Source organism: Micromonospora sp., assembly GCF_048594385.1.
Classification (GTDB): domain Bacteria; phylum Actinomycetota; class Actinomycetes; order Mycobacteriales; family Micromonosporaceae; genus Micromonospora; species Micromonospora wenchangensis.
On the sequence record NZ_JBMDWU010000110.1, the window covers coordinates 1 to 20,675 of the forward strand.

21 protein-coding genes, 2 tRNA genes and 2 pseudogenes are annotated in these 20,675 nt (G+C 69.2%); 11 read left to right on the plus strand and 14 right to left on the minus strand.

Annotated elements, in window-relative coordinates; translation table 11 throughout:
• A pseudogene (locus ACOJTC_RS05140) lies at positions 1-383 on the minus strand (hypothetical protein); the annotation flags it as partial.
• Positions 384-528: 145 nt separating this feature from the next.
• On the opposite strand from ACOJTC_RS05140, the gene ACOJTC_RS05145 reads away from it, so the two are divergent.
• Entirely contained in the window at positions 529-1,233 is a 705-nt protein-coding gene (locus ACOJTC_RS05145) for a glycosyltransferase family 2 protein (RefSeq protein WP_204925630.1), read from the plus strand.
• Positions 1,234-1,258: 25 nt separating this feature from the next.
• Here ACOJTC_RS05145 and ACOJTC_RS05150 read toward each other — a convergent pair whose 3' ends face one another.
• Together ACOJTC_RS05150 and ACOJTC_RS05155 are read right to left on the minus strand one after the other, a co-directional pair.
• Positions 1,259-2,143 (minus strand): transketolase family protein, encoded by an 885-nt coding sequence (locus tag ACOJTC_RS05150; RefSeq protein WP_420115975.1) that lies wholly within the window; start codon positions 2,141-2,143, stop codon positions 1,259-1,261.
• A 2-nt stretch (positions 2,144-2,145) separates the two neighbouring features.
• Positions 2,146-2,868: a transketolase gene (locus ACOJTC_RS05155; protein WP_420115963.1), complete on the minus strand. Its 723-nt coding sequence runs from the start codon at positions 2,866-2,868 to the stop codon at positions 2,146-2,148.
• Between the two features lie 45 nt (positions 2,869-2,913).
• On the opposite strand from ACOJTC_RS05155, the gene soxR reads away from it, so the two are divergent.
• On the plus strand, positions 2,914-3,375 hold the full coding sequence (gene soxR / locus ACOJTC_RS05160) for a redox-sensitive transcriptional activator SoxR (protein ID WP_204925412.1): 462 nt from the start codon (positions 2,914-2,916) through the stop codon (positions 3,373-3,375).
• A 40-nt stretch (positions 3,376-3,415) separates the two neighbouring features.
• Here the strand turns inward: soxR and ACOJTC_RS05165 are convergent, their stop codons facing one another.
• Complete coding sequence (locus ACOJTC_RS05165; RefSeq protein WP_420115964.1) at positions 3,416-4,393, minus strand: NAD(P)H-quinone oxidoreductase; 978 nt, start codon at positions 4,391-4,393, stop codon at positions 3,416-3,418.
• Between the two features lie 317 nt (positions 4,394-4,710).
• On the opposite strand from ACOJTC_RS05165, the gene ACOJTC_RS05170 reads away from it, so the two are divergent.
• From ACOJTC_RS05170 to ACOJTC_RS05180, 3 genes and pseudogenes are all read left to right on the plus strand, one after another.
• Positions 4,711-4,797 (plus strand) — tRNA-Ser (locus tag ACOJTC_RS05170).
• Positions 4,798-5,020: 223 nt separating this feature from the next.
• Positions 5,021-5,793 (plus strand): annotated as a pseudogene (locus ACOJTC_RS05175) (GntR family transcriptional regulator); the annotation flags it as partial.
• Positions 5,790-6,485 (plus strand): HAD family hydrolase, encoded by a 696-nt coding sequence (locus ACOJTC_RS05180; RefSeq protein ID WP_420115965.1) that lies wholly within the window; start codon positions 5,790-5,792, stop codon positions 6,483-6,485. The pseudogene ACOJTC_RS05175 and the gene ACOJTC_RS05180, both read left to right, overlap by 4 nt.
• A gap of 40 nt (positions 6,486-6,525) precedes the next feature.
• On the opposite strand, the gene ACOJTC_RS05185 is transcribed toward ACOJTC_RS05180, so the two are convergent.
• The 3 genes from ACOJTC_RS05185 to ACOJTC_RS05195 are packed head-to-tail and all read right to left on the minus strand — an operon-like array spanning position 6,526 to position 9,210.
• Complete coding sequence (locus tag ACOJTC_RS05185; protein ID WP_420115966.1) at positions 6,526-7,140, minus strand: hypothetical protein; 615 nt, start codon at positions 7,138-7,140, stop codon at positions 6,526-6,528.
• Positions 7,133-8,233 (minus strand): hypothetical protein, encoded by a 1,101-nt coding sequence (locus ACOJTC_RS05190; protein ID WP_420115967.1) that lies wholly within the window; start codon positions 8,231-8,233, stop codon positions 7,133-7,135. Before ACOJTC_RS05190 ends, ACOJTC_RS05185 begins: the two co-directional genes overlap by 8 nt.
• A 41-nt stretch (positions 8,234-8,274) precedes the next feature.
• Positions 8,275-9,210, minus strand: a complete 936-nt coding sequence (locus tag ACOJTC_RS05195; RefSeq protein WP_420115968.1) for a Shedu anti-phage system protein SduA domain-containing protein — start codon at positions 9,208-9,210, stop codon at positions 8,275-8,277.
• A gap of 180 nt (positions 9,211-9,390) precedes the next feature.
• Here ACOJTC_RS05195 and ACOJTC_RS05200 point away from each other — a divergent pair.
• A tRNA-Ser gene (locus tag ACOJTC_RS05200) sits at positions 9,391-9,485 on the plus strand.
• 423 nt (positions 9,486-9,908) lie between these two features.
• Here ACOJTC_RS05200 and ACOJTC_RS05205 read toward each other — a convergent pair.
• The 3 genes from ACOJTC_RS05205 to ACOJTC_RS05215 form a co-directional block, all read right to left on the minus strand.
• On the minus strand, positions 9,909-10,319 hold the full coding sequence (locus tag ACOJTC_RS05205; protein WP_420115969.1) for a type II toxin-antitoxin system VapC family toxin: 411 nt from the start codon (positions 10,317-10,319) through the stop codon (positions 9,909-9,911).
• The gene (locus ACOJTC_RS05210; RefSeq protein ID WP_420115970.1) at positions 10,316-10,594 is read right to left on the minus strand and encodes a type II toxin-antitoxin system Phd/YefM family antitoxin; all 279 of its coding nucleotides are present in this window, start codon (positions 10,592-10,594) and stop codon (positions 10,316-10,318) included. Before ACOJTC_RS05210 ends, ACOJTC_RS05205 begins: the two co-directional genes overlap by 4 nt.
• 88 nt (positions 10,595-10,682) lie before the next feature.
• Positions 10,683-10,925, minus strand: a complete 243-nt coding sequence (locus ACOJTC_RS05215) for a winged helix-turn-helix domain-containing protein (RefSeq protein WP_091251041.1) — start codon at positions 10,923-10,925, stop codon at positions 10,683-10,685.
• A gap of 524 nt (positions 10,926-11,449) precedes the next feature.
• Between ACOJTC_RS05215 and ACOJTC_RS05220 the strand changes: the two genes are divergently transcribed.
• On the plus strand, positions 11,450-11,731 hold the full coding sequence (locus ACOJTC_RS05220) for a hypothetical protein (RefSeq protein ID WP_420115971.1): 282 nt from the start codon (positions 11,450-11,452) through the stop codon (positions 11,729-11,731).
• On the opposite strand, the gene ACOJTC_RS05225 is transcribed toward ACOJTC_RS05220, so the two are convergent.
• Positions 11,715-12,095, minus strand: coding sequence for a nuclear transport factor 2 family protein (locus ACOJTC_RS05225; protein WP_420115972.1), 381 nt, complete (start codon positions 12,093-12,095; stop codon positions 11,715-11,717). The two genes, ACOJTC_RS05220 and ACOJTC_RS05225, sit on opposite strands and share 17 nt — an antisense overlap.
• Before the next feature lie 133 nt (positions 12,096-12,228).
• On the opposite strand from ACOJTC_RS05225, the gene ACOJTC_RS05230 reads away from it, so the two are divergent.
• A complete protein-coding gene (locus ACOJTC_RS05230) occupies positions 12,229-12,762 on the plus strand; it encodes a YbhB/YbcL family Raf kinase inhibitor-like protein (RefSeq protein WP_363649361.1) in 534 nt (177 codons plus the stop codon).
• Positions 12,763-12,813: 51 nt separating this feature from the next.
• Here the strand turns inward: ACOJTC_RS05230 and ACOJTC_RS05235 are convergent, their stop codons facing one another.
• On the minus strand, positions 12,814-13,524 hold the full coding sequence (locus tag ACOJTC_RS05235) for a class I SAM-dependent methyltransferase (RefSeq protein WP_088642340.1): 711 nt from the start codon (positions 13,522-13,524) through the stop codon (positions 12,814-12,816).
• A gap of 409 nt (positions 13,525-13,933) precedes the next feature.
• Between ACOJTC_RS05235 and ACOJTC_RS05240 the strand changes: the two genes are divergently transcribed.
• Complete coding sequence (locus ACOJTC_RS05240) at positions 13,934-15,631, plus strand: hypothetical protein (protein ID WP_420115976.1); 1,698 nt, start codon at positions 13,934-13,936, stop codon at positions 15,629-15,631.
• Between the two features lie 18 nt (positions 15,632-15,649).
• Here ACOJTC_RS05240 and ACOJTC_RS05245 read toward each other — a convergent pair whose 3' ends face one another.
• Positions 15,650-16,441: a hypothetical protein gene (locus ACOJTC_RS05245; RefSeq protein ID WP_420115973.1), complete on the minus strand. Its 792-nt coding sequence runs from the start codon at positions 16,439-16,441 to the stop codon at positions 15,650-15,652.
• A 340-nt stretch (positions 16,442-16,781) separates the two neighbouring features.
• On the opposite strand from ACOJTC_RS05245, the gene ACOJTC_RS05250 reads away from it, so the two are divergent.
• On the plus strand, positions 16,782-18,281 hold the full coding sequence (locus ACOJTC_RS05250; RefSeq protein WP_420115974.1) for a peptide deformylase: 1,500 nt from the start codon (positions 16,782-16,784) through the stop codon (positions 18,279-18,281).
• Positions 18,282-18,379: 98 nt separating this feature from the next.
• Here ACOJTC_RS05250 and ACOJTC_RS05255 read toward each other — a convergent pair whose 3' ends face one another.
• Positions 18,380-19,498, minus strand: a complete 1,119-nt coding sequence (locus tag ACOJTC_RS05255; RefSeq protein WP_204925401.1) for a globin domain-containing protein — start codon at positions 19,496-19,498, stop codon at positions 18,380-18,382.
• Between the two features lie 145 nt (positions 19,499-19,643).
• Here ACOJTC_RS05255 and ACOJTC_RS05260 point away from each other — a divergent pair, with 145 nt between their 5' ends.
• Positions 19,644-20,417: a CPBP family intramembrane glutamic endopeptidase gene (locus ACOJTC_RS05260; RefSeq protein ID WP_357924568.1), complete on the plus strand. Its 774-nt coding sequence runs from the start codon at positions 19,644-19,646 to the stop codon at positions 20,415-20,417.
• Positions 20,418-20,675: the final 258 nt, after the last annotated feature.

Below are 20,675 nucleotides of genomic sequence, written 5' to 3' on the forward strand. Positions count from 1 at the left end.
TCGACCGGCGGCGGTCCGGACGCCGCGCCGAGGGTCGGGTCGTGGGGCGGCGGACCGCCCACGGGCGCGCCGACCCGCACCGCCCGCCGGCTGCCCGCGACGGCGGCCCGGGGCGCGGCGGGGTCGCGTCGCCCGGCGACCGCCACCGTGACCCCGGCGACGAAGATCAGCCAGGCCAGGGCGAAGGCGGGCAGGGTGAGCGCGTCGAGGGCGCCCAGCACCTCCACGGTCAGCACGGCGAAGACGCCGGTCAGCAGGGCGGCCCGGACCACGCCGAGACGGTGCGGGGCGACCACCCCGGCGGCCCGGGGGCGCAGGAGGGCGGTGAGTAGCACGAGCGCCGCGACGGGGGCCGCCACGAGCATCCAGCCGGCTGCCGACATGGGCGGAAGTAAACACCATTCCGCGTGGTGACCGGGCGCCGGCCGGGCCGGTGGCGGACATTCGCCGCTGCGGTGGCGACCCTCGCGCGGCTGACCTGCCAGGCTAGGCTATGCCCGACTCACTGTCGCCACCGTGGAGATTCCCGTGAAGCTCTCGATCCTCATGCCGGTCTACAACGAGGAAGAACGCATCGCGGATGCCCTCAAGCAGGCATTGGCGGTCGATTACCCGTGCGAGATCGAGCTGGTCGTGGTGGACGACGGCAGCCGGGACGGCACCGGGGAGATCCTCGGCCGGGCGGACGACTCCCGGCTGCGGGTGATCACCCACCCACGTAACGCGGGCAAGGGCGCGGCCATCAGGACGGCCGTGGACAGCGCCGAGGGTGAGTACATGGTCATCCTCGACGCCGACCTGGAGTACGACCCGCAGGACATCCCCCGGCTGCTCGCCCCGGTGCTCGACGGGCGGGCCACGGTGGTCTACGGCAACCGCACCTTCGGCAGCCACAGCGCCTACAGCTTCTGGTACGTGATGGGTAACAAGGGCGTCACGATGGCGGCGAACGTGCTGTTCAACTCCTACATCGGCGACCTGGAGACGTGTTTCAAGCTGATGCCGGTCGAGCTGTACCGGTCGTTGGGCATCCGGTCCCGGGGTTTCGGGATGGAGGCGGAGGTGACCGGCAAGTTGCTGCGTCGCCGCATCCGCCCGTACGAGGTGCCGATCAGCTACCGGGCGCGCGGGCGCGAGGAGGGCAAGAAGATCACCTGGAAGGACGGGGTCGAGGCGATCTGGATCCTCGGCCGGGAACGCACCCGCCGACGTCCCGCCCGCACGCCCCGCTGACCCGTCCCTCCCGGTCAGCCCGCGGTCATCCCGCCGGGGTCAGGAAACCGTCGACCGTCCGGCGCAGCCCGGCCGGATCGAGGCCGTGCCACCGGTCGTGGTCCTCGGCGGTCCCGTAGCGCCGCAGTTCCGCCCGACCCACCCCGAGGCTGAGCAGCCGGTGCGGCCGGTCGGCCAGCGCCTCGGCCACCACCCGCGTCGAGGTGCCGGCCAGGTAGGGCTCCACCACGATCACCTCGGTTGCGGCCAGCGCCCGCAGCCCGGTCACGTCGAACGGCCGGGGCCGGTGCGTGTAGGCCACCGTCACCGGCAGGTCGGCCACCGCCGCGAGCGCGGCGTCGAGCACCGGACCGACCGCCACCAGCAGCGCCGCGTCCGGCCCGGCGTCGCGGACCACCTGCAACCCACCCGCCTTCGGGTACGCCCGCGCGTTGCTCTGTAGGGACAGCCGCAGGTAGGTCGAGTGCTGCCCGCAGACCGCGTCGCGGAGCAGGTCGGGCACCTCGTCGGGGTGGCCGGGCACGTGCACGGTCCAGCCGTCGAGGGTGTCGATCAGGGCGACGTCGGCCGGGGCGAGGTGCGTCCGCCCGGCCTCCGCCCGGTCGTACGACGCGCCGATGCTGACCAGCACCGCACCGACGCCCTGGTGGTCGAGGTCCAGCTTGATCTGCTCGTACGCCCGCTCGACGAGGAACGGGGCGTAGCTGTGCACGATCGGGCGCTGCCCGGCGAGGGCGAGCCCACCGGCCACCCCGACCATCAACTGTTCCCGGATGCCCACGTTGACCACCCGGTCCGGATACCGTCGGCCCGCCTCGGTGAAGGCGTCGGCGGAGATGTCGGCCAGCACGATCGTGGTCCGAGGGTCGTCGAGGAACCCGGTGGCGCTGGCGACGAAGGCGTCCCGCATGGTCATTTTCCGCTCCCGAAGGTCGGTCCGTCGACCGCGACGACGACGTGGGGGCGGCGGCCGTCGTGGCCGGTGAGGGCGGCGTACAGGGCGTCGTGGTCGTGCCCGTCGACGGTGGCGGCGGTCCAGCCGTTGACGGTGAACCGGCTGGCCACCCCGCCCGGCCAGCCGTGACTGGCCGACGCGTTGTCGACCACGATCGCGGTGAGCCCGGCCAGGCCGGTGGCGCCGGCGTACGCGATCGCCTCGTGGTTGGAGCCCTCGTCGAGTTCGGCGTCGCCGAGCAGGACGTACACCCGGGGGGTGGTGCGGCCCTGGGCGCGCAGGCCGAGCGCGGTGCCGACGCCCAGTCCGAGGCCGTGGCCGAGCGAGCCGGAGCCGATCTCGACCCCGGGGACGAGGGTGCGGTCGGGGTGGCCGCCGAGGCGGCTGTCGGGCCCGCCCGCGTCGTCGAGCCAGTCGACGGGGATGAATCCCTTGGCGGCGAGTACGGCGTAGTAGCCCGCCACGGCGTGCCCCTTGGAGAGCAGGAAGCGGTCCCGGTCCGGGTCGTCGACGGTGGCCGGGGTGATCCGTAGCACCCGGTCGTAGAGCACCCAGTGCACGTCGACGGTGGAGTACACGTTGGCGTCGTAGTGGCGGCCGGCGCGGAGGCGTTCCAGCGGCGCGACGACGGGGGCGGGCAGGGCGTGGCCCGGCGGGTGGGTTGCGGTGGCTGTGGTCATGTGGCTAGCGTGCAACTTGAAGTTAACTTCAACTCAAGGGCAGTGATGCACGAGTCACTCACCATCGGTCAGCTCTCCGCGCGCAGCGGGGTGGCCCAGTCGGCGCTGCGCTACTACGAACGCCTCGGGCTGATCCACGCCGAGCGCACCGGCGGCAACCAACGTCGCTACGCCCGCACCGAGCTGCGTCGGGTGGCGTTCATCCGGATCTCCCAGCAGGTCGGCATCTCGCTGGAGGAGATCCGTGCCGCGCTGGACTCGCTGCCCTCGTCCCGTGCCCCCAGCCCCGACGACTGGGCCGCCCTCTCCCGCACCTGGCGGGAACGGCTGGACGAACGGATCAAGCTGCTCGGCAAGCTCCGCGACGACCTCGACGGCTGCATCGGCTGCGGCTGCCTGTCGTTGCAGCGCTGCACCCTCTACAACCCGGGCGACACGCTGGCCGGCGAGGGCCCCGGCGCCCGCCTGGTGCTGCCCCGCCGGGACGGCCCGCGCCCGCCGACCTGAGCGTCCCCCGGGCCTGCGCCCGGTGTGGCCCGGCCGGTCGTCACCCGGTGGTGAGCAGCACCTTGCCCACGTGGTCGCTCGACTCGACCAGCCGGTGCGCCTGCGCGGCGTCGCGCATCGGCAGCCGCCGGTCCACGATCGGCCGGACCGCGCCCGCCTCCACCAGCGGCCACACCTGCTCCCGTACGCCCCGGACGATGTCCGCCTTGTCGGCCAGCGGGCGGGACCGCAGCGCGGTCGCCGCCACCGACGCCCGCTTCGCCAGCAGCGCGCCCAGATCCAGCTCCGCCTTCCGGCCGCCCTGCATGCCGATCACCACCAGCCGGCCGCCGTCGGCAAGCGCCGCCACGTTCCGGCCCAGGTAGGACGCGCCCATGATGTCGAGGATCACGTCCGCACCCCGGCCGTCGGTGACCCGCCGGACCTCCGCCACGAAATCCTGCTCGCGGTAGTCGACCGTGTGCGCGGCACCCAGCTCCCGCAGCCTGGCGTGCTTGGCCGAACGGGCGGTCGCCACCACCGTCGCGCCCAGCGCCGCGCCGAACTGCACCGCGAACGTGCCGATCCCGCTCCCGCCGCCGTGCACCAGCAGCGTCTCGCCCCTGCCCAGGTGGGCCACCCGGACCAGGTTCGACCAGACCGTACAGGCCACCTCGGGCAGCGCGGCGGCGTCGACCGGGTCGACACCGGCCGGCACCGGCAGCAACTGCCCGGCCGGCACGGCCACCCGCTCGGCGTACCCGCCGCCGGCCAGCAGCGCGCACACCGGCTGACCCACCGCCCACCCGGTCACCCCCGCGCCGAGCGCGCCGATCACCCCCGAACACTCCAACCCGGGGTACGCGGGCGCGCCCGGCGGCGGCGGATACTGCCCCTGCCGCTGGAGCAGGTCGGCCCGGTTCACCGCGCTGGCGGTCACCTCGACGACCACCTCACCCGCACCGGGCTCCGGGTCGGGCACCTCCGCCCAGACGAGCGCGTCGGGTCCACCGGGTTCCGGGATCGTGATCGCGTGCATGGCCCAGTCTTACCCGATCCGGGCCGCAGCCCTACCCGATCCGGGCCGGGAACCACGCCGGTCTGTCGACAAGCGCCATGTGGGCAGGTCCGGCCGGCAATATCCACCGGCCGTCGTCCCGGGCGGTCCACCGCTCGCCCACGACGGCCGGAATTTCGGCCACAGTGGACCATCCGGGTGAGGTCACGCTGGTCATGCCAGGGATCAAGGACCCCTCTCCGGTACGCCGAACCCCGCCCGACGGCGATGGGCCGGCTCGTCCGGACGCGGTTCGTGGCAGACTAGGCACGGGCCGCGCACCCCCGGGTGGCGGTTCGGGAGGGTTCGCCTAGTGGCCGATGGCGCTGGTCTTGAAAACCGGTAAGGCAGCGATGTCTTCGTGGGTTCGAATCCCACACCCTCCGCTCTCTGGACAGCAGAAACGCCCCCTGACCAGCGCGGATGCCGGTCAGGGGGCGTTTCAGCTTTCGTGAATCGGTCTCACTTCGTCCCGCTGGTGGCCGTCGCGTCTCGCTGGTCGTGTCGTATACGTGTCGGCGCTACTCGGCTTCCTCGGTGCCCAACGCCCCTTCGATCCGCTTCCGGGCCGCCTCGTCCTGTCCGTCGATGCACGAGGCGTAGACCTAGCTGCGAGCGGCCATCCTCACGCGTCGACTCGCGCCCGGTGACAAGCTGCCGTCACAGCCCGACCTGGCCGCCCGGTACGGCGTTGCCCGGGAGACAGTCAAGCGAGCCTTAGACCTGCTCCGGGCGGAACGGCTGATCGTGTCGCGGCAGGGCAGCGGCGCGTTCGTTCGTGCGCAGACACAGCGAGCCGTGGAGCTGCGGCCACACATCGAAGCCGCATTCGAGAGGCCGCACGTCACCATCGACTGCGCCGGGATCTCGGGCGAGACGTTGCGAGACGCGCTTGCTGAAGCGCTCGACAAGGTACGGGTGGGCAGGCTCGCGCCGGAGACGATCGCGGTACGGGTGCTGATCTCTGACATGACGATGCCCATGGCGCTGCCCGCTCGGGCTGAGACTCAGGCGGATGATCCGGCAGTGAGAGAGCGAGCCGAGCGCATCACGCGCCGGGCAGCAGACGGCATCATCGATCAGGTGGCCGAGCTGGGCGACCTCGGCCTGATTCGATCAACCACCGTAGAGGTACGGATGCACCGAGCGTCGCCCCTTTGAACGGAGAGGAGGTCTTCTACGGCTTCTATCCCGTAGTAGAGCGCACCGTCTCGATCCAGGGTGAGCCCATGGCGATCTACGACCTGATGGGCCAGGACGTGCCGCTCTTTCACTACGCGGTGACGGACGACGACGCCTCCCACGGCACGCAGTTCGTGGAAGCGTCCCGCCAGTGGTTCGACTCGGTGTGGTCGACCATCGCCTACCGGTACGACGGATGAGCGCCGATCTTGACCGGCTTGTGGCCGGGGTGGGCGCGCTGCTACTCGACTTTGACGGCCCGGTGTGCAGCGTCTTCGCGGGCTACCCCGCACCGCAGGTTGCCGCCGAGCTGGTCAACGTGCTTCGAAAGCACGGCGTCGATGTGCCAACGGACCTTGCCGGCGAACCGGATCCGCTAGAAGTGCTACGCCGCACCGGAGCGGCCGGAGACCAGGACGTCACGCGGGGGGTTGAGGACGTACTCTGCGCGGCGGAGCGCCGCGCCATCGAGACCGCCGAACCAACACCGTACGGCCGAGAGGTGATCGTGGCTGCTCGACAGGCGGGTCTATCCGTGGCGGTAGTCAGCAACAACTCTGACGGTGCGGTGACTGCCTACCTGGCAGCGCACCGGCTGGCCGGGTACGTCTCGCAAGTGGTCGGACGGGCATATGCCGACCCGGAGCGTATGAAACCCAACCCGGAACCGATTCTGCAAGCTGTGAACGCCGTTGGAGAGCCGCCGAATCGTTGCCTGCTAGTGGGCGACTCGACTTCGGACATCGACGGTTCGCGGGCGGCCGGAGTACGGGTGATCGGTTACGCAAACCGGCCGGCCAAGGTGCAGAAGTTCCGCTCCGCTGGTTCGGACTTGGTGATTATGAGCATGAGTGAGATTGCTGACGTTTTGATGAGGCGTGCTATTAGCTGAAAATGAGCCGTAACGGAACTGTTGTGAGCAATCCAAGAACTTATTCCTGATCCTGGCTGGGGCGTTCATCTTCAAGACCCTCAACATACGCATCGATGCACATCTGAAGCATTAGGATCGTGCCGGGTGTCACATCGTCAACGGAAACGTCGCCGCGTTCCTCAAAAGTTCCGATATCAATTTCAATCTGCGTCCAGAAGCGATGGATGTCCCGTAAGATACCTAGCGCATCGACAAACAGTTGCATATCTGGCTCGAAATCGGGATCTACGATGTACTTCCCTAACTCGTGCGTCAATTCGTGCCGGTGCGCATAGATGCGGTCGAGTCTTTCTGTCTGGTCGGTAGATATTGCCCCAGCGTTAGCGAGCCACGAGAGCGAAGCGGGGAATGGACGCTTCCTGGAATCCAGCATCAGGACTTGTTCGGTATAGGCGACCTCGTTGTAGGTGTATCCGGACTCGTTGAACCCGCTCATATAGAACTGACGGACGTCATCAATGACTGCTGTCTTGATCAGTTCGTGAGTTAATTGATAGAGGCCCGCGAAACTCAAGGTGGCGCGTATGCGCCAAGGCTGAAGCTTTGCGGTCAGCCGCTTTCGCAAGTGGTCGGAATTAAACGTAGCGTCTTCCATGTCGTCGCTTCTAATCATCCTTCGAGTCCTGATTACCGAAACTTCTGTTGAACTTTTCTATTCGTGCATCCTCGATTTGTTTCTCTATCAACCAGTCTCGTGTTCTCTCAAGATCTGCCAGAAGCGAACGAACCGGTTCTTCGAGGGCCTCAAATGACCGCTCGACCTCTGCGAAATGGTTAAAGAACCGGATGTGGTCCCCATTCGGGTCGAGCCGATCTATACGACGAGCCCACTGCCACAAATCGCTAGATGCGTATGGAACGGCTAGGTCTCTAAGCTCATCCGGTCCCGAGGTAGGTTGATCCCGATACGTCTGTGCGAGCTTTAGTACAATCTCCTCCCCGACGTCCCCTAGGAGAAGATTCAAAACCCACACTGTCGAGGCCGTCTTTTCGATTCGTCCCGCCAATTTCTTCTTCAACTCGCCAGCCACCTCTGGCCAGTCCCACTTTATTCCCGCACGTAGTTCTTTTACCAGGGTGTTGGCCGGCGGCTTGAACTTCTCTGTCCGCGCGCTTGTGCTGAGGGTTATTGGAGGCCCGAGGAAAACCGGATGCTGCGTAGTCTCGTCGTAGCGCTCCACTAAGCAACAAACGACATCAAAGTAAACCGCAGTCACCGCTCTTAGAACGTCGTATCTCACATGATCTTGGTGGTACATTTCGTTACGGTATCGATGTAGCTCCTTCAAGGACGTTGCGGTATCCGTAGATAGCTTGCCCCTTCCCAGTAGGAAGTTCGCCTTCTCGGCGAAGTCGTTCTCGATCTTGTTCAACTTCTTTGCCGTTATTACCAGGCCTTTTGCCGCCTCGTAATGGGCCAAGACTTCCGGGTTGTCGGTTCCTTCTATGGCTTCTTCCCACCTCTTTAAGAGGGTGGCCTGAAATTCGTTGTTGATTAATTCCGGGTAAAGTGACCGGTGCATAATCACTTCAGCCGCATTGTCGAGAAGTATGTAAGCGACCCGCAGTTGAGCGGCAGACCCCCTTCGCAGTAAGCGCTTGACTTCCCGCAATTGCGACGCCAGCACGTCGAATCGAGTGGCAGAGTAGTAGTCGTCAGGGTCGGGATCAAGGTTCAGTGAGCGTCGGGCCACTTGTTCTTCCAATTCTAGGTGTTGGAGGATTAGGGAGTGGAAGGAAGATATTTCTATTCGATCCCGGGCTTGCGAGAACGAATTTGGTTCACTCCCGCGCGCCTGTTGAGCTCAACGTCTCGCCAATGGCACCAGCGCCGCGCAATGTACTCTTTCCGCTCTTCGCTCATCATTACCGACCTATCCAGAGCGTCTGAGGGTTCTCCAAGAAGTACGCTGGCCGGGCCAGAGTGAGTTCCCGTGCCGTAGCAGGGCGAGAAGGCGAATGCGCGTGGCCCCTTTGCCGTCATCGTGAGCGTGACGGAGCGACCATGATCGTATCTCGGGCGCAACGCATCGAACGTGAGGAACGTCTCGTTCTCGGCTCGTTGGCTGTCACGCTTGTAGCGGATTGCGCGCGGATCTAGATGACCGCCACCTCTCTCAAACTCAAATGCTCTTCCGAAGATAAGTACGAACTGTGGTGCAAGCGGTCGGTCGGAGTAGCTGTCTGTAAAAAGGAAGTTCTTCCGGAATAGTGCCCTATTTCCATCACGCGCGAACCATGATCGCCAGTCGTTCAGTTGGTCATGTGCATCCCGAAAGTCGGCGGTAGGGCGGCCGTTCTTCTGGAACCATCGCTTTCCGGGCTTCTCGATCTCGATCAATATTGGCGTGACTAAGCCTGAAGAGCGCGTTATCCACATGAAGTCAGGTTCGTAACTGGGCCCGTCGCCGCTCAGGGCGGGACGTCTGAAGACGGCCGACATCTCCGAGCCGTGGTGTCCGCCTGGTCCAATGTCACCACTTCCCCCAGGGACCATCGCGGGATGGAGTTCTAGGAACCCCTGGACATCGGACTCCTCTGGGTCTGACTTCAGCAGCTCGTACCACTGCGACACGACAGTGTCGGCATAGCTCTGCCAGTCCATGGGCAGCGGTCGGTTCGGATCTCTGTCTGGCTCCAGACTCTGCCAATCGCCCATCGAGCCCTGGTCCGTAGTAGACATGGGGCAGAGCGTAGGCGGACGGCCTCTCCACTGTCAGCCTCGTTTGGTGTGGAGTCGTGGCTGGGTCTGCCTTCGCATCCACCCGGTGAGGGTCCCCGCGTGTGATGCATCGACGGTGACGACCGACCCAGCCTGGGCGTGCTCAGGCGTGTGTCGCGTTCGTGTCGCGCAGCCAGTTACGGATGGCATCCCAGCAGGTCAGGGCTGCGAACTGCATGGTCTTGAAAACCGGTAAGGCAGCGATGTCTTCGTGGGTTCGAATCCCACACCCTCCGCTTGCTGGACAGCAGAAACGCCCCTGACCAGTGCGGACGTCGGCAGGGGGCGCGTCTATATATCGCGAGCAAGCCTCACTTCGTCTCGCTTGGTACTGCCGTGTCTCACTGGTTGTGTCGTCTACGTGTCGGCGCTCTCCGGCCCTTCGGTCGGCTCGGTGCCTAGCGCTCCCTCGATCCGCTTCCGAGCGACCTCGTCCTGTCCGTCGATGCACGGGACGTAGATCTTGAGCAGCACATGCACGCTGTGCCCGGCCCACTGGGCGACCTGAGTAGTCGGCACTCCGGCGTTGCCAGGTCGGCTAAGTCCCCGGTCATGGCGCGAAATGTAACTGCGTATGAGTTATATTTAAGCTTGTCGGGTTACATTTGGCGCGTGTCGTACGGAGGGCCGGAATCCGTACCGGGGCGGGGACTCGTAGGTCAGTTCTGGCCGGGGCTCGCGGTGGGTAGTCCTGCTTCCTTGGCGCATTCGAGGAGCCGTCGGTCGTAGGTGACGAAGGCGGTGAGTGCCGTGCCGGATTCGTTGGTCAGAACGTGGGCGGTGGCCAGGTGGATGGCGTCGAGGCTGCGGAGCGTCGGTTCGGTGAACGCCGCTGCGGTCGCCCGGATCGTGCTGTCGATCTCCAGCCGGAACAGCCGTCCGACGGCGGCCGGCACTCCGATCAACGCCTGCGGAGCTGACCGGCGCAGCGCTCTGGGCACTTCCACCTCGACGAGGGCGGAAGAGACCAGCGGGACGTCGTCGTGCGCGTTGAGCCAGGAGACGAGGTCTGCGCTGCACTCCTCCTGTCGGACCAGCTTGACGACGGCGGCGGAATCGAGATAGATCACCAGCGTTCCTCGTCGCGCATCGCGGCGAGCGAAGCGGCCACGTCCACGTTCTCGTCACCGAGCTTCGGTGGAAGCGGCACCGAGCCACCGCCGGTGGGGGCGACGGCTCGCCCTGCGGCTACCAACTTGGCCAACACCGATCTCTCGCCACCTACTGGAACAAGTCGGGCGATCGGGTGGCCTCGATCGGTGATCTCCACGGTCTCGCCGCCACTCACCCGCGCCAACACCTGGCTCGTGTTCTGGTTCAGCTCCCGGACACCGATGCGCTCCATGAAACCGAGTGTAGAACTAGATGTTCTACCATTCCAGCTCCTGGCGGCATCTGGACTACCCACGCCGACCAGGCGGAATCGACTCGGGCTACGTCTTCGTGCGGCTCTCGGTGACGTACGTGCCGCGCTGGGGCATGGTCATGACCAGCCCGCGTTCCCGTAGCAGGGCGATCGCCGCGCGGACCGTGCCGCGCGCCACCCCGTACTCCTGCTGTAGGCGAAGCTCGCTCGGTAGTGGCTTGAGCGGCTGCAACTCCCCCGACTCGATGCGCTTGGCGATCAGGTCGGCGAGCTGCACGTACAGGGGTGTCGGCGAGAACTGGTCGACCATCGCCTCAACCTAGGGACGACCAGTAGGCCCGAATCGTCAGGTAACTCCTGCACCTATTAGACAAGTTATACCTCCTATACTTCTAGCATCAGTGGGGTTTACCGTCTGGGGGAGTCGTAAACCCTGCAGAAGGATCGGATGCACATGCTGCGCTCGTTGATCACGCGTGCTCTGCGCCGGCTGGCTGGCCGCCCGAACGCTGCCCCGCCGCTGGATCGGACCGGCCCGGCTACCGCGTATCCGAATCAGACCGGCGCGTGGGCTCGGGTCCGGAGTGCGTCGCCGCAGCCCTACCCACACGCCGCCCGTGACGACTGCCCCTGCCGGCTGGCGGCCGTCCGTCGGGGTGCGGTGGATGCGCGCAGCGGAGTGCCGCTCCTGGTCCAATCCGCGTGGGACTGCCTGGACCACCACCGCCACAGCCGGTGCGGCAGGTGTACCGAGGGTGGCTTCTGCCCGTTGGTCGAGGCCGCTCGTGCCCGGATCAGGGCGTGGCGCAGGCTACGTCACGTCCGGGGCCTTCGATGAACGCGCCGCTGCCGGAGGCCGGCGACCTGGTGTACGTCACCCGCGCCGCCAACGTGCAGTTCGTCAAGCCGATCTGGTGCCGGGTCATCCGGGTGCTCAACTGGATCACCTACGACGGGTGGTGCTGGCTGGACGTTTACCAACTGGACGCCAGGGGCGATGCGGTCGCTCGTCGGTCGATCTTCGTGCAGCCCGCGAAGCTGGACAGGAAACAACCGGTGACAGCCGCGCTGCGTCCAGCGAGCAACCCAGATAGCTCGGTCAGGGGGCGGGGCTGAGGTGGGCGGCGAGGATGCGCCAGCCGTACCCGTCGTCGTAGGCCCAGGTGCGGGTGTAGCGCAGCCGCGCCGCGAACGGCTCGCCCGCGAAGGTGCCGCTGACCCGCCCCCGGAAGAACGTCACCCCGGTCGTCCCGGCCACGATCAGCTCCAGCTCCTCCTCGACCAGCTCGTCGAGCACCGAGGTGCCGCTGCGGTGGGCGGCCAGGTCGTCGGACTTGCCGAAGGTACGACCGTCCGGCCCGACGGCGATCAGGCGGTCGTCGAGCAGGGCGTCGAGCGCGGCCACGTCGCCGGCCCGCTGGGCGGCCTGGAGGCGGCGCTCCGCCTCCAACAGTTCCGCCTCACGTTCGGTGTCCTGCATGCGCCCTCCCGGTCGTCCGCCGCCTCCCCTCATTCTGGCGGCCCGACGGTGCGCGGTGCTTCCGGTTCGTCGTGCCGGCCCGGCGGGGTAAGAAGGGGCAGAGGAAAACGCGTACACCGGAAGGACCTTCCCGATGACCCTGGAACGACCGATCGCCCCGGACCCGTACGAGCTGCTGCCGACCGTCTCGTCGTTCGACCTGACCAGTGACGACGTGCACAACGGCGAGCCTATGGAGGCCCGGTACGCGCACGGCAGCACCGGTGGCGAGAACGTCTCCCCGCACCTGGCCTGGTCGGGCTTCCCGGCCGGGACGAAGAGCTTCGTGGTGACCTGCTTCGACCCGGACGCCCCGACCGGCAGCGGCTTCTGGCACTGGGTGCTGGTCGACGTGCCGGCCTCGACGACCAGCCTGCCGACCGGCGTACGGGAGGCGGACCTGGGCGGCGCGTTCAGCGTCCGCAACGACTACGGCGACACCGGCTACGGTGGCGCGGCCCCGCCGCCGGGCGACCGCCCGCACCGGTACGTCTTCGCCGTGCACGCGGTCGACGTCGACACGCTCGGCGTCGGGCCGGACGCCAGCCCCGCGTACGTCGGCTTCAACCTGGCGTTCCACACCCTGGCGCGGGCGGTCATCAGGCCGACGTACCAGATCAAGGAGTGACCGGTGGCCCGCCGGTCCCGCGTGCGCGGGACCGGCGGGCGGGCGGTGTCCTCAGCCGGGCACCCGGGCGACGGCGAAGACGGACTGGCCGAACGGCGGCCGGACGAGCTGCTCGGCGGCCTTGGTGGCGGGCAGGACGAGGGTGTCGTACACCTTGACCATCGGGCCCTCCTTCGGCATCAGCCGGAAGACCTTGGTGGCCATGAAGTAGCCGATCAGGCCGAGGGCGTTGGCGTAGTGCATCGTCTCGACCCGCAGCCCGGCCGCGGTCATCGCGTCGCCGAGGGTCTTCTTGGTGTAGCGGCGCACATGGCCGGTGGCGATGTCGGCGGGGCCCATCGCGAACTGGAACGCCGGCACGATGATGATCACGGCACCGCCGGGCCGGACCAGGTCGCGCATGCTGCGCAGCGCGCCCACGTGGTCCTCGATGTGCTCCAGCACGTTGTACGACACGGCCGCGCTGTAGTCGCCGCCCCCCGGGTGCGGCAGCAGCATCTCGCGGACCTCGATGGTCGGCTCGTCGACCAGCCGCTCCTTGAGCAGGATGAGCCGGTCCGGGTCGGCCTCGGTGGCGGTGAACCGGGGCACGTGCCGCGCCCACTCCAAGGCGTAGTCGCCCAGGCCGCTGCCGATCTCGATCGGGTCGTCACCGAGGTGGGGCACCGCCAGTTCGACGAACCACCGGCGGTGGTTGACCGCGGTGGCCAGGCCCTCCAGAACCTCTGCCTGGACGCGCTGGTCCCCAAGGATTTCTGCCATGCGTCGATTCCTCACGATATGACTGACCCGCGCCTGGACCGACAGAGTGAATCATCCGCGTCAGGGGCGGAGGAAACGGGGCACTGTGAAGGCCGAAATGTGGTCGGGGGAGGGCACGTGATCGGCGGTCGGCGAACCCGGCACATAGTACGGCAGTACCCGAAACATGTCACGTGACCGCCATAGGCCAACTACGCTCTGAATTGCTATGACTACTGGCGAATCGGAGCGCGGGACCGGTCGATCCGACGTCGGGGACGCCGGACCGACACCGGTCCGGCGGGTCGTCCGGCGGCGCCGGCGGCGGGTGCTCCCGGCAGCCCGTGCGCCGCGTGCCGGGCCGCCGGCACCGGCCCGTCCGTCGGCCGCCGGGTGGCGGTGGGACGCGTTGGCCGTGGTCAGCTACCTGATGCTGGCGTTCTGGGTGACCGCCCGGTTCTGGCGCGACCCGGCGGCCGGGGTACGCGACAACCGGTCGGACCAGGCGCAGTTCGAGTGGATGATGGCGCACGGCGCGCGGGTGGTCACGGAATGGAGCTATCCGTTCGCCTCGGACCGGATGAACGTGCCCGACGGCGTCAACCTGATGGCGAATACCTCGGTATTATCCGTCTCAATCCCGATGACCCCGGTCACTGTCCTCTTCGGGCCGCACTGGTCATTTCTTGTCTTTCTCACCCTCGGAATGGCGGCCACCGGCACCGCCTGGTACTTCTTCCTGTCCCGGATGGTCACCCGATCCCGGGGGCCGGCCTGGCTCGGCGCGGCCTTCTGCGCGTACGCCCCGGCGATGGTGTCGCACGCCAACGCCCACCCGAACATCGCCTCCCAGTTCGTCGTCCCACTGATCATCTGGCGCACCCTGCGGCTGGCCGAGGAGGGCCGGTGGCTGCGCAACGGACTCCTGCTCGGCCTGCTGATCGTCTGGCAGGCCTTCCTCAACCTGGAGATCCTGCTGATGACCGCGATCGCCCTGGCCGTGGTGGTCGGTGCCCTCGCCATCGGCCGACCGCCGCTGCGCGCGGCCACCCGACCGTTCCTCGCCGGCCTCGGCGTGGCCGCGCTGCTGTCCGCCGTGCTGCTCGCCTACCCGCTGTACGTGCAGCTCTTCGGACCGGGTTCCTACCACGGGCTGTCCCGGCTGATCCGGGGTTACCGCACCGATCTGGGCGCGTTCGTCGGCTGGTCGCGGGAGTCGCTGGCCGGGGACGCCCGGTCCGCCGATCCGCTGGCCCGCAACCCCACCGAGGAGAACGCCTTCTTCGGCTGGCCGCTGGCCGTGCTGACGGTCGCCCTGGTCTGGTGGCTGCGGCGCAGCGCCCTGGTGGTCGGCCTGGCCGTCCTCGGGCTGCTCTTCGCCGTCCTGTCGCTGGGGCGGGAGGTGCAGCTCAACGGGCGTGACACCGGCGTCCCCGCCCCCTGGGCACTGCTGGAGGACCTGCCGCTGCTGCACTCCGTGGTGCCCACCCGCTGGTCGCTGGCGATCACCCCGATCGTCGGGGTGCTGCTGGCCCTCGGCGCCCAGCGGGCCCGCGACCTCGCCCGCCGGCATCCGGCCGCCCGCCGGCAGATCCGCTTCGCCACGGTGACCGTCCTGCTGATGGCCCTGGTGCCGCTGCTGCCGACCCCGCTGCCGGCGACCCGGCTCGACCCGGTGCCGCAGTTCGTCACCGACGGCGGCTGGCGGCCGTACGTGGCGGGAGGGCGCAGCGTAGTCACCCTGCCGCTGCCCGACAACACCTACGCCGAACCGCTGCGCTGGTCGGCCCGGACCGGGTTGGAGATGCCGCTGGCCCGGGGCTACTTCCTGGCCCCCGACACCCGGCCGTGGTCGCCCGAACCGGACGCCGCCCTGTTCACCGCCCCCTACCGGCGGACCAGCAACTTCTTCGGCGGGATCGCGCGGACCGGCACCGTCGGGCCGATCACCGACGCCGACCGGCGGGCCGCCGTGACCGACCTGCGCTACTGGCGGGCCGGTGTGGTGATCCTCGGCCCGCACCGGCACGCCGACGCGTTGCGTCGGGCGATGACCGCGCTGACCGGCATCACCCCCGTGCAGACCGGCGGGGTGTGGCGGTGGGACGTCCGGTCGCTCACCGGGTGAACCCGCCGGGGTGCCGGGTCAGGCCGTGCGGACGCAGCAGCCCTGGCAGACCTTCGGGCTGGGCAGGGTGAACGCCAGGCAGCAGGTGCGCCGCTGCACGGTCGGCTCGCCGCCCCGGCCGGGCACCAGCTCGACCAGGTCGGCCACGCCGAGGGTGCCGAGCAGGGTGTCGATGGTGGTCACCGACGGGCCGGGCAGGACGTCCGCCGCGCGCAGGATGCCGTGCGCGATCCCCGAGGCCACCGAGCCGAGCAGGGTACGCGCACCGACCCGCACCTCCGCCTGGATCGCGGTGATCATCGGGGCGAGGTGGGCGTCGAGCAGCGAGGAACGCAGGAGACCGAGCAGCTCGGCCTCGTCGGCGGCGACCCGGACGCCGGGCTGGCCGGCGAGGGCGAGCGGGTCACCGGGCAGCACCGCGACGGTCGTCGAGCGGTGCAGGCCCATGGTCAGCAGTTGCCGGTGGTCCTCGAAGTGGATCAGCACGTCGGCCGGGTCGAGCAGCGGCACCCGGCGGGCCGAGGCCCAGCCGAGCACCACCGGCAGCGCCGTCCAGTAGCTGTAGGACTTCCAGGCCAGCGCGGCGCAGGCGTGCGGGGTGCCGCCCCAGCGGCGGGCGGCGGCGCGCAGGAACTCCGGCATCCGGGTGCCGTCGACGAGGGTGGTGGCCGGGCTCCAGCCGAGGTCGTCGGTGACCACCAGGCCGGGCGCGAGGCCGGGCAGCACGTCGGTGCCGAACATGGCGCGCAGGGTGGCGGTGACCGGGGCGAGTCGGTCGGCGAGATCCTGGCCGGGCAGCACCGCCGTCATCCGGACCCCCTCCCGTCCCGCTCGGCCCGCCACGGGTGGTGGCGGTCTCCTCGGCCACTCCGGTGCCGGAGGGGTCGTCCGTGAAACTACGTCCGCGAAGCTAAGGCTAGCCTAACCATGCCTGGGTGCTGAGGGAAGTCTCTGCGGAGGTGGATCGGGAGGCCGGGATCACGATGTCCGTCCCGTCGGTACGGATCGGCCCGGTTCGGCTACTACCCGGCCGAACGCGGGGAAAACGCGGGCGATGTCAAGGCATATGTCGGCAACGTGCCAGTTCGGTACAGGGCGATGGGAAAAACGTGAAGACTTGTCATCCCGGCTGCGCTGCGTGAGGAAGCTGATGACGACCTCTCCCCTGGAGCGGGCCGCCGATTCGTTCGCGGCGGAACTCGCCCGGCACCGGACGGGGCGAGGGCTGACCAAGAAACAGCTCGCCACCATGATGGGCTTCGACCCGTCGTACGTGAGCCACGTCGAGGGGCGACGACACCGGCCCACCGAGGACTTCGCCCGCCGCGCCGAGGCCGTCCTCGACGCCGGGGGCGTCATCTGGCAGCGGTTCCGCGAGTACGACCAGCTCCGCCACACCCGCGCCACCCCCGGCCACCGCGAACCCGCACCCCCCGGCCGCTGGCTCCCCCCGGGCACCGGGCTCGTCGTCGAACGGGAGACCGCCACCCTCACCCTGGTCGACGGCACCTACCGGTGCGTGATCCGCCGCCGGCTGCACAACGCCGGCACCGAACCGGTCACCCGCTATCTCGTCCGGGTCGCCGTCGACAGGTGGCCCGACGACCCCGGCCGCTCCAACCGGCACCACCGCGAACACCCGCTCACCTTCGCCGAGCTGCGCTTCCGCGCCGTCCACCACGACGACGGCGCCCGCGAACCGATGCACTGGCGGGTCCGCCACGACCGGGACGCGTACAAGGAGATCTGGCTGCTGTTCGAGAACGCCGACGGACGGTTCCCGCTGCACCCCGGCGAACGCGCCGAGGTCGAGTACGCCTACCGGGTCGGCCGGGTCAAGTGGGGCCCCTGGTTCCAGCGGGCCGTCCGCCTGCCCACCCGGCACCTCGCCGTACGACTGGACCTCCCGGCGGCCCTCGACCCCCGGGTGTGGGGGGTGGAGACCTCGCTGTCCGCCGACGAGGGACCGCTGCGCACCCCGGTCCGCCGGCACGACCGGGGGGACCGGGTGGTCTTCGACTGGTCCACCGACGACCCGCCGCTCAACACCCGCTTCCGCCTCCAGTGGCGGTTCCGGCGGGAAGCCGTCGAGACGCCCCCCGTGCCGACCCGACCGGCCGACCGGATGCGCGCCCTCGGCGTGCTGCCCCCCGAGGCCACCCCGCCCGGCCGACCCGCCCGCCCCCTGCACCTGCCCCGGGAGGCCGCCACCGCCCGTGAGGTGGCCGACCGGCTCACCGATCTGCTGGCCCGGGCCGAGGAGGTGCACCCGCTCAGCACCGGCACGGGCCTCGCCGCCCCGCAGATCGGCCTGGACGTCGCGGTCGCCGTGGTCCGCCCCGCCGACCGGGCCGCCCCGCCGGTCGTCCTGGTCAACCCCCGGATGGTCGGGGAGAGCCCGGAAACCGTCGAACAGTACGAAGGCTGCCTCGCCGCCGCCGACCACCGTGGCCTGGTGGCCCGGCCGCTGCGCATCGAGGTCGAACACGCCCGCGCCGACGGCAGCCGGATGATCACCTCGTTCGCGTACGGGATGGCCCGGTTGGTCGCCCACGAAATCGACCACCTCGACGGCCGGGCCTGGACCGACCGGATGGCCCCCGGCGTGCCGCTGGTCCCCGTCGAGGAGTACCGCGAGAGCAACGTCTGAACCCTGCCCCGGACACCGGTCCGGGTGGGCACGGAGGGGACCGGGGCGCGTGCCCCAGGGGGCGGGGGCACGCGCCCCGGTTCGGGGGGAGTAAAGCTCTACAGGTTGCCGAACGTGTCGTACCGGATGTGCTGCGGCGGTACGTCGTCCTCGGCGAGCGCCCGCAACGTCGCCCGGACCATCGCGGCCGAACCGGAGACGTAACAGTCGTGCGACGTCCACGGGCCGTACCGGGCCACCACGTCGGGGACGTCCCCCCGCTCACCGGCGAAATCCGGGTCGTCGCTGCACGACGGGGTCACCGACAGCCACGGGTGGACGGCGACCAGCTCCTCCAGACCGGCCAGGCCGTACAACTCGTCGGCGTGCCGGGCACCGTAGAAGACGTGCACCCAGCGGGCCCGGTTCCAGCCCGCCAGCTCCTCCACCATCGCCTTCACCGGGGCCAGGCCGACCCCGCCGGCGACACAGAGGATGTCCCGCCCGGAATCCCGGTCCACCGTCATCGAGCCCATCGGGGCGGCCACCCGCAGCAGGTCACCCGGCTTGGTCCGGCGCACCAACGCCCCGGAGACCCAGCCCGCGCCGGCCGGCGTACGGACGTGGAACTCCAGCACGTTGTCGTCGTTCGGGGCGTTCGCCACCGAGTACGTCCGCCACACCCGGGGCAGGTGCCGGGGCACCTCGACGCTGACGTACTGGCCGGCCTTCCAGACCAGTGGGTGCTGGAGGGCGCGGACGGTCAGCACGGCGGTGTCGCCGCCGTACCGCTCGTGGGTGAGCACCTCCGCGTGCCAGTACGGCGGATTCTCGTCCGACTCCGCCCCGGCCAGCATCGTCGCCGTGATCGCCGCGTACGCGTCCCGCCACGCCTGGTCGTACTCCAGGTTCCAGCCGTCACCGGCGGTGGTACGCAGCGCGTCGAGCAGCGCCACCCCCATCGTCGCGTAGTGCGCGGCGTCGACGTGGTACTTGCGGTGGTCCCGACCCAGCGAGCGCAGATACTCGTCGAAGCTCTCCGGGTCGTCCATCACCTGGGTGGCGGTGACGATCGCGTCCAGGATCCGGTCGCCCTGGCCGGTCATCTCCGCCGGGAACAGCCGGCGCAGCTCCGGATCGAGCAGGAACAGCCGGGCGTAGAAGCGACCGCTCAGCCGGTCCCGGTCCTCCTCGACCAGGGTCCAACTCTCCTTCAGCAGCCGAGCGAAGTTGTCCACGGGGGGCGGTCCTCCTCCTGACGGCGGATCGGGCACCGATAGAATGTCCACGGAGCGTGTGCACCGGTCGCACAGAATGTGCGATCGGCTCATCTGGGCCCACCGGCCGGTGCGATCGGGCCACCCCGTCGGGCAGAGTGGTGCGGTGACCGTTGAGCAGCACACCCGCCCGGAGTCCAGGCGGGTCCTCGGCACCGAGACCCTGCTGGTCCTCGGCCTGTCACTCGGGCAGTCGGCCGTCTACGCCGTGGTGTCGCTGACCGCGAAACTGACCGCCGACGGGCCGCTGTCGAAGCAGACCGCCTCGCTCAACACCTCGCAGTCCGCCCGGCCCTGGCTCGACCTGACGTACCAGCTGCTCGGCATCGCCTTCGCGCTGCTGCCGGTGCTGCTCGCCGTACACCTGCTGGCGCGCGACCCCGGCGACCCGGCGCGGACCCTCGGGGTGGACCTGCGACGGCCCGGGTCCGACCTGGCCCGGGGCGCCGGGCTCGCCGCACTGATCGGCCTGCCCGGCCTGGCCCTGTTCTGGGCGGCGGCGCAGCTCGGCGTCAACGCCACCCTGGTCCCCGCCGGCCTGCCGCCGCTGTGGTGGGCGGTGCCGGTGCTGGTCCTCGCCGCCGTGCAGAACGCCGTGCTGGAGGAGGTGATCGTGGTCGGCTACCTGGTCACCCGGCTGCGCCAGCTCCAGTGGCGAATCGGCGCGGTCATCGCGACCAGCGCGCTGCTGCGCGGCTCGTACCACCTCTACCAGGGCTTCGGCGCGTTCGTCGGCAACGCCGTGATGGGCGTCGTGTTCAGCCTGTTCTACCTGCGCACCCGGCGGGTGATGCCGCTGATCGTGGCGCACACCCTGCTCGACGTGGTCGCCTTCGTCGGATACTCGCTGCTGCCGAAGGACTGGTTCGACTGGCTCTGACCGTCGCTGTCCCCGCTGCGTCGCCGGTCGCCGCCGCGTCGCCGGTCCCCGCTGCATCGCCGGTCGCCGCCGTTCTTCGGGCGGCCTAGCTGCCGGTCCGGGCGGGCCGGTAGCTGGCCACCGCGCGGGCGGCCAGCAGATCGGTCGCCGCCGCGTCACCCGCCGCCGTCGCCAGCACCGCCGCCCCCGGCAGCAGCCGGGCCGCCAGCCGGAGCGCGGCCCAGCCACCGGCCTGCGCCGCCAGCGGAGCTGCCAGCC

Excerpts from the sequence above, each read along its gene's own strand:
- ACOJTC_RS05150 (WP_420115975.1), bottom strand. The coding sequence starts at position 2,143 with ATGCGGGACGCCTTCGTCGCCAGCGCCACCGGGTTCCTCGACGACCCT.
- ACOJTC_RS05155 (WP_420115963.1), bottom strand. The coding sequence starts at position 2,868 with ATGACCACAGCCACCGCAACCCACCCGCCGGGCCACGCCCTGCCCGCC.
- soxR (WP_204925412.1), top strand. The coding sequence starts at position 2,914 with ATGCACGAGTCACTCACCATCGGTCAGCTCTCCGCGCGCAGCGGGGTG.
- ACOJTC_RS05165 (WP_420115964.1), bottom strand. The coding sequence starts at position 4,393 with ATGCACGCGATCACGATCCCGGAACCCGGTGGACCCGACGCGCTCGTC.
- ACOJTC_RS05180 (WP_420115965.1), top strand. The coding sequence starts at position 5,790 with ATGAGCGCCGATCTTGACCGGCTTGTGGCCGGGGTGGGCGCGCTGCTA.
- ACOJTC_RS05185 (WP_420115966.1), bottom strand. The coding sequence starts at position 7,140 with ATGATTAGAAGCGACGACATGGAAGACGCTACGTTTAATTCCGACCAC.
- ACOJTC_RS05195 (WP_420115968.1), bottom strand. The coding sequence starts at position 9,210 with ATGTCTACTACGGACCAGGGCTCGATGGGCGATTGGCAGAGTCTGGAG.
- ACOJTC_RS05210 (WP_420115970.1), bottom strand. The coding sequence starts at position 10,594 with ATGGAGCGCATCGGTGTCCGGGAGCTGAACCAGAACACGAGCCAGGTG.
- ACOJTC_RS05215 (WP_091251041.1), bottom strand. The coding sequence starts at position 10,925 with ATGGTCGACCAGTTCTCGCCGACACCCCTGTACGTGCAGCTCGCCGAC.
- ACOJTC_RS05220 (WP_420115971.1), top strand. The coding sequence starts at position 11,450 with ATGAACGCGCCGCTGCCGGAGGCCGGCGACCTGGTGTACGTCACCCGC.
- ACOJTC_RS05225 (WP_420115972.1), bottom strand. The coding sequence starts at position 12,095 with ATGCAGGACACCGAACGTGAGGCGGAACTGTTGGAGGCGGAGCGCCGC.
- ACOJTC_RS05230 (WP_363649361.1), top strand. The coding sequence starts at position 12,229 with ATGACCCTGGAACGACCGATCGCCCCGGACCCGTACGAGCTGCTGCCG.
- ACOJTC_RS05235 (WP_088642340.1), bottom strand. The coding sequence starts at position 13,524 with ATGGCAGAAATCCTTGGGGACCAGCGCGTCCAGGCAGAGGTTCTGGAG.
- ACOJTC_RS05240 (WP_420115976.1), top strand. The coding sequence starts at position 13,934 with ATGCTGGCGTTCTGGGTGACCGCCCGGTTCTGGCGCGACCCGGCGGCC.
- ACOJTC_RS05245 (WP_420115973.1), bottom strand. The coding sequence starts at position 16,441 with ATGACGGCGGTGCTGCCCGGCCAGGATCTCGCCGACCGACTCGCCCCG.
- ACOJTC_RS05250 (WP_420115974.1), top strand. The coding sequence starts at position 16,782 with ATGACGACCTCTCCCCTGGAGCGGGCCGCCGATTCGTTCGCGGCGGAA.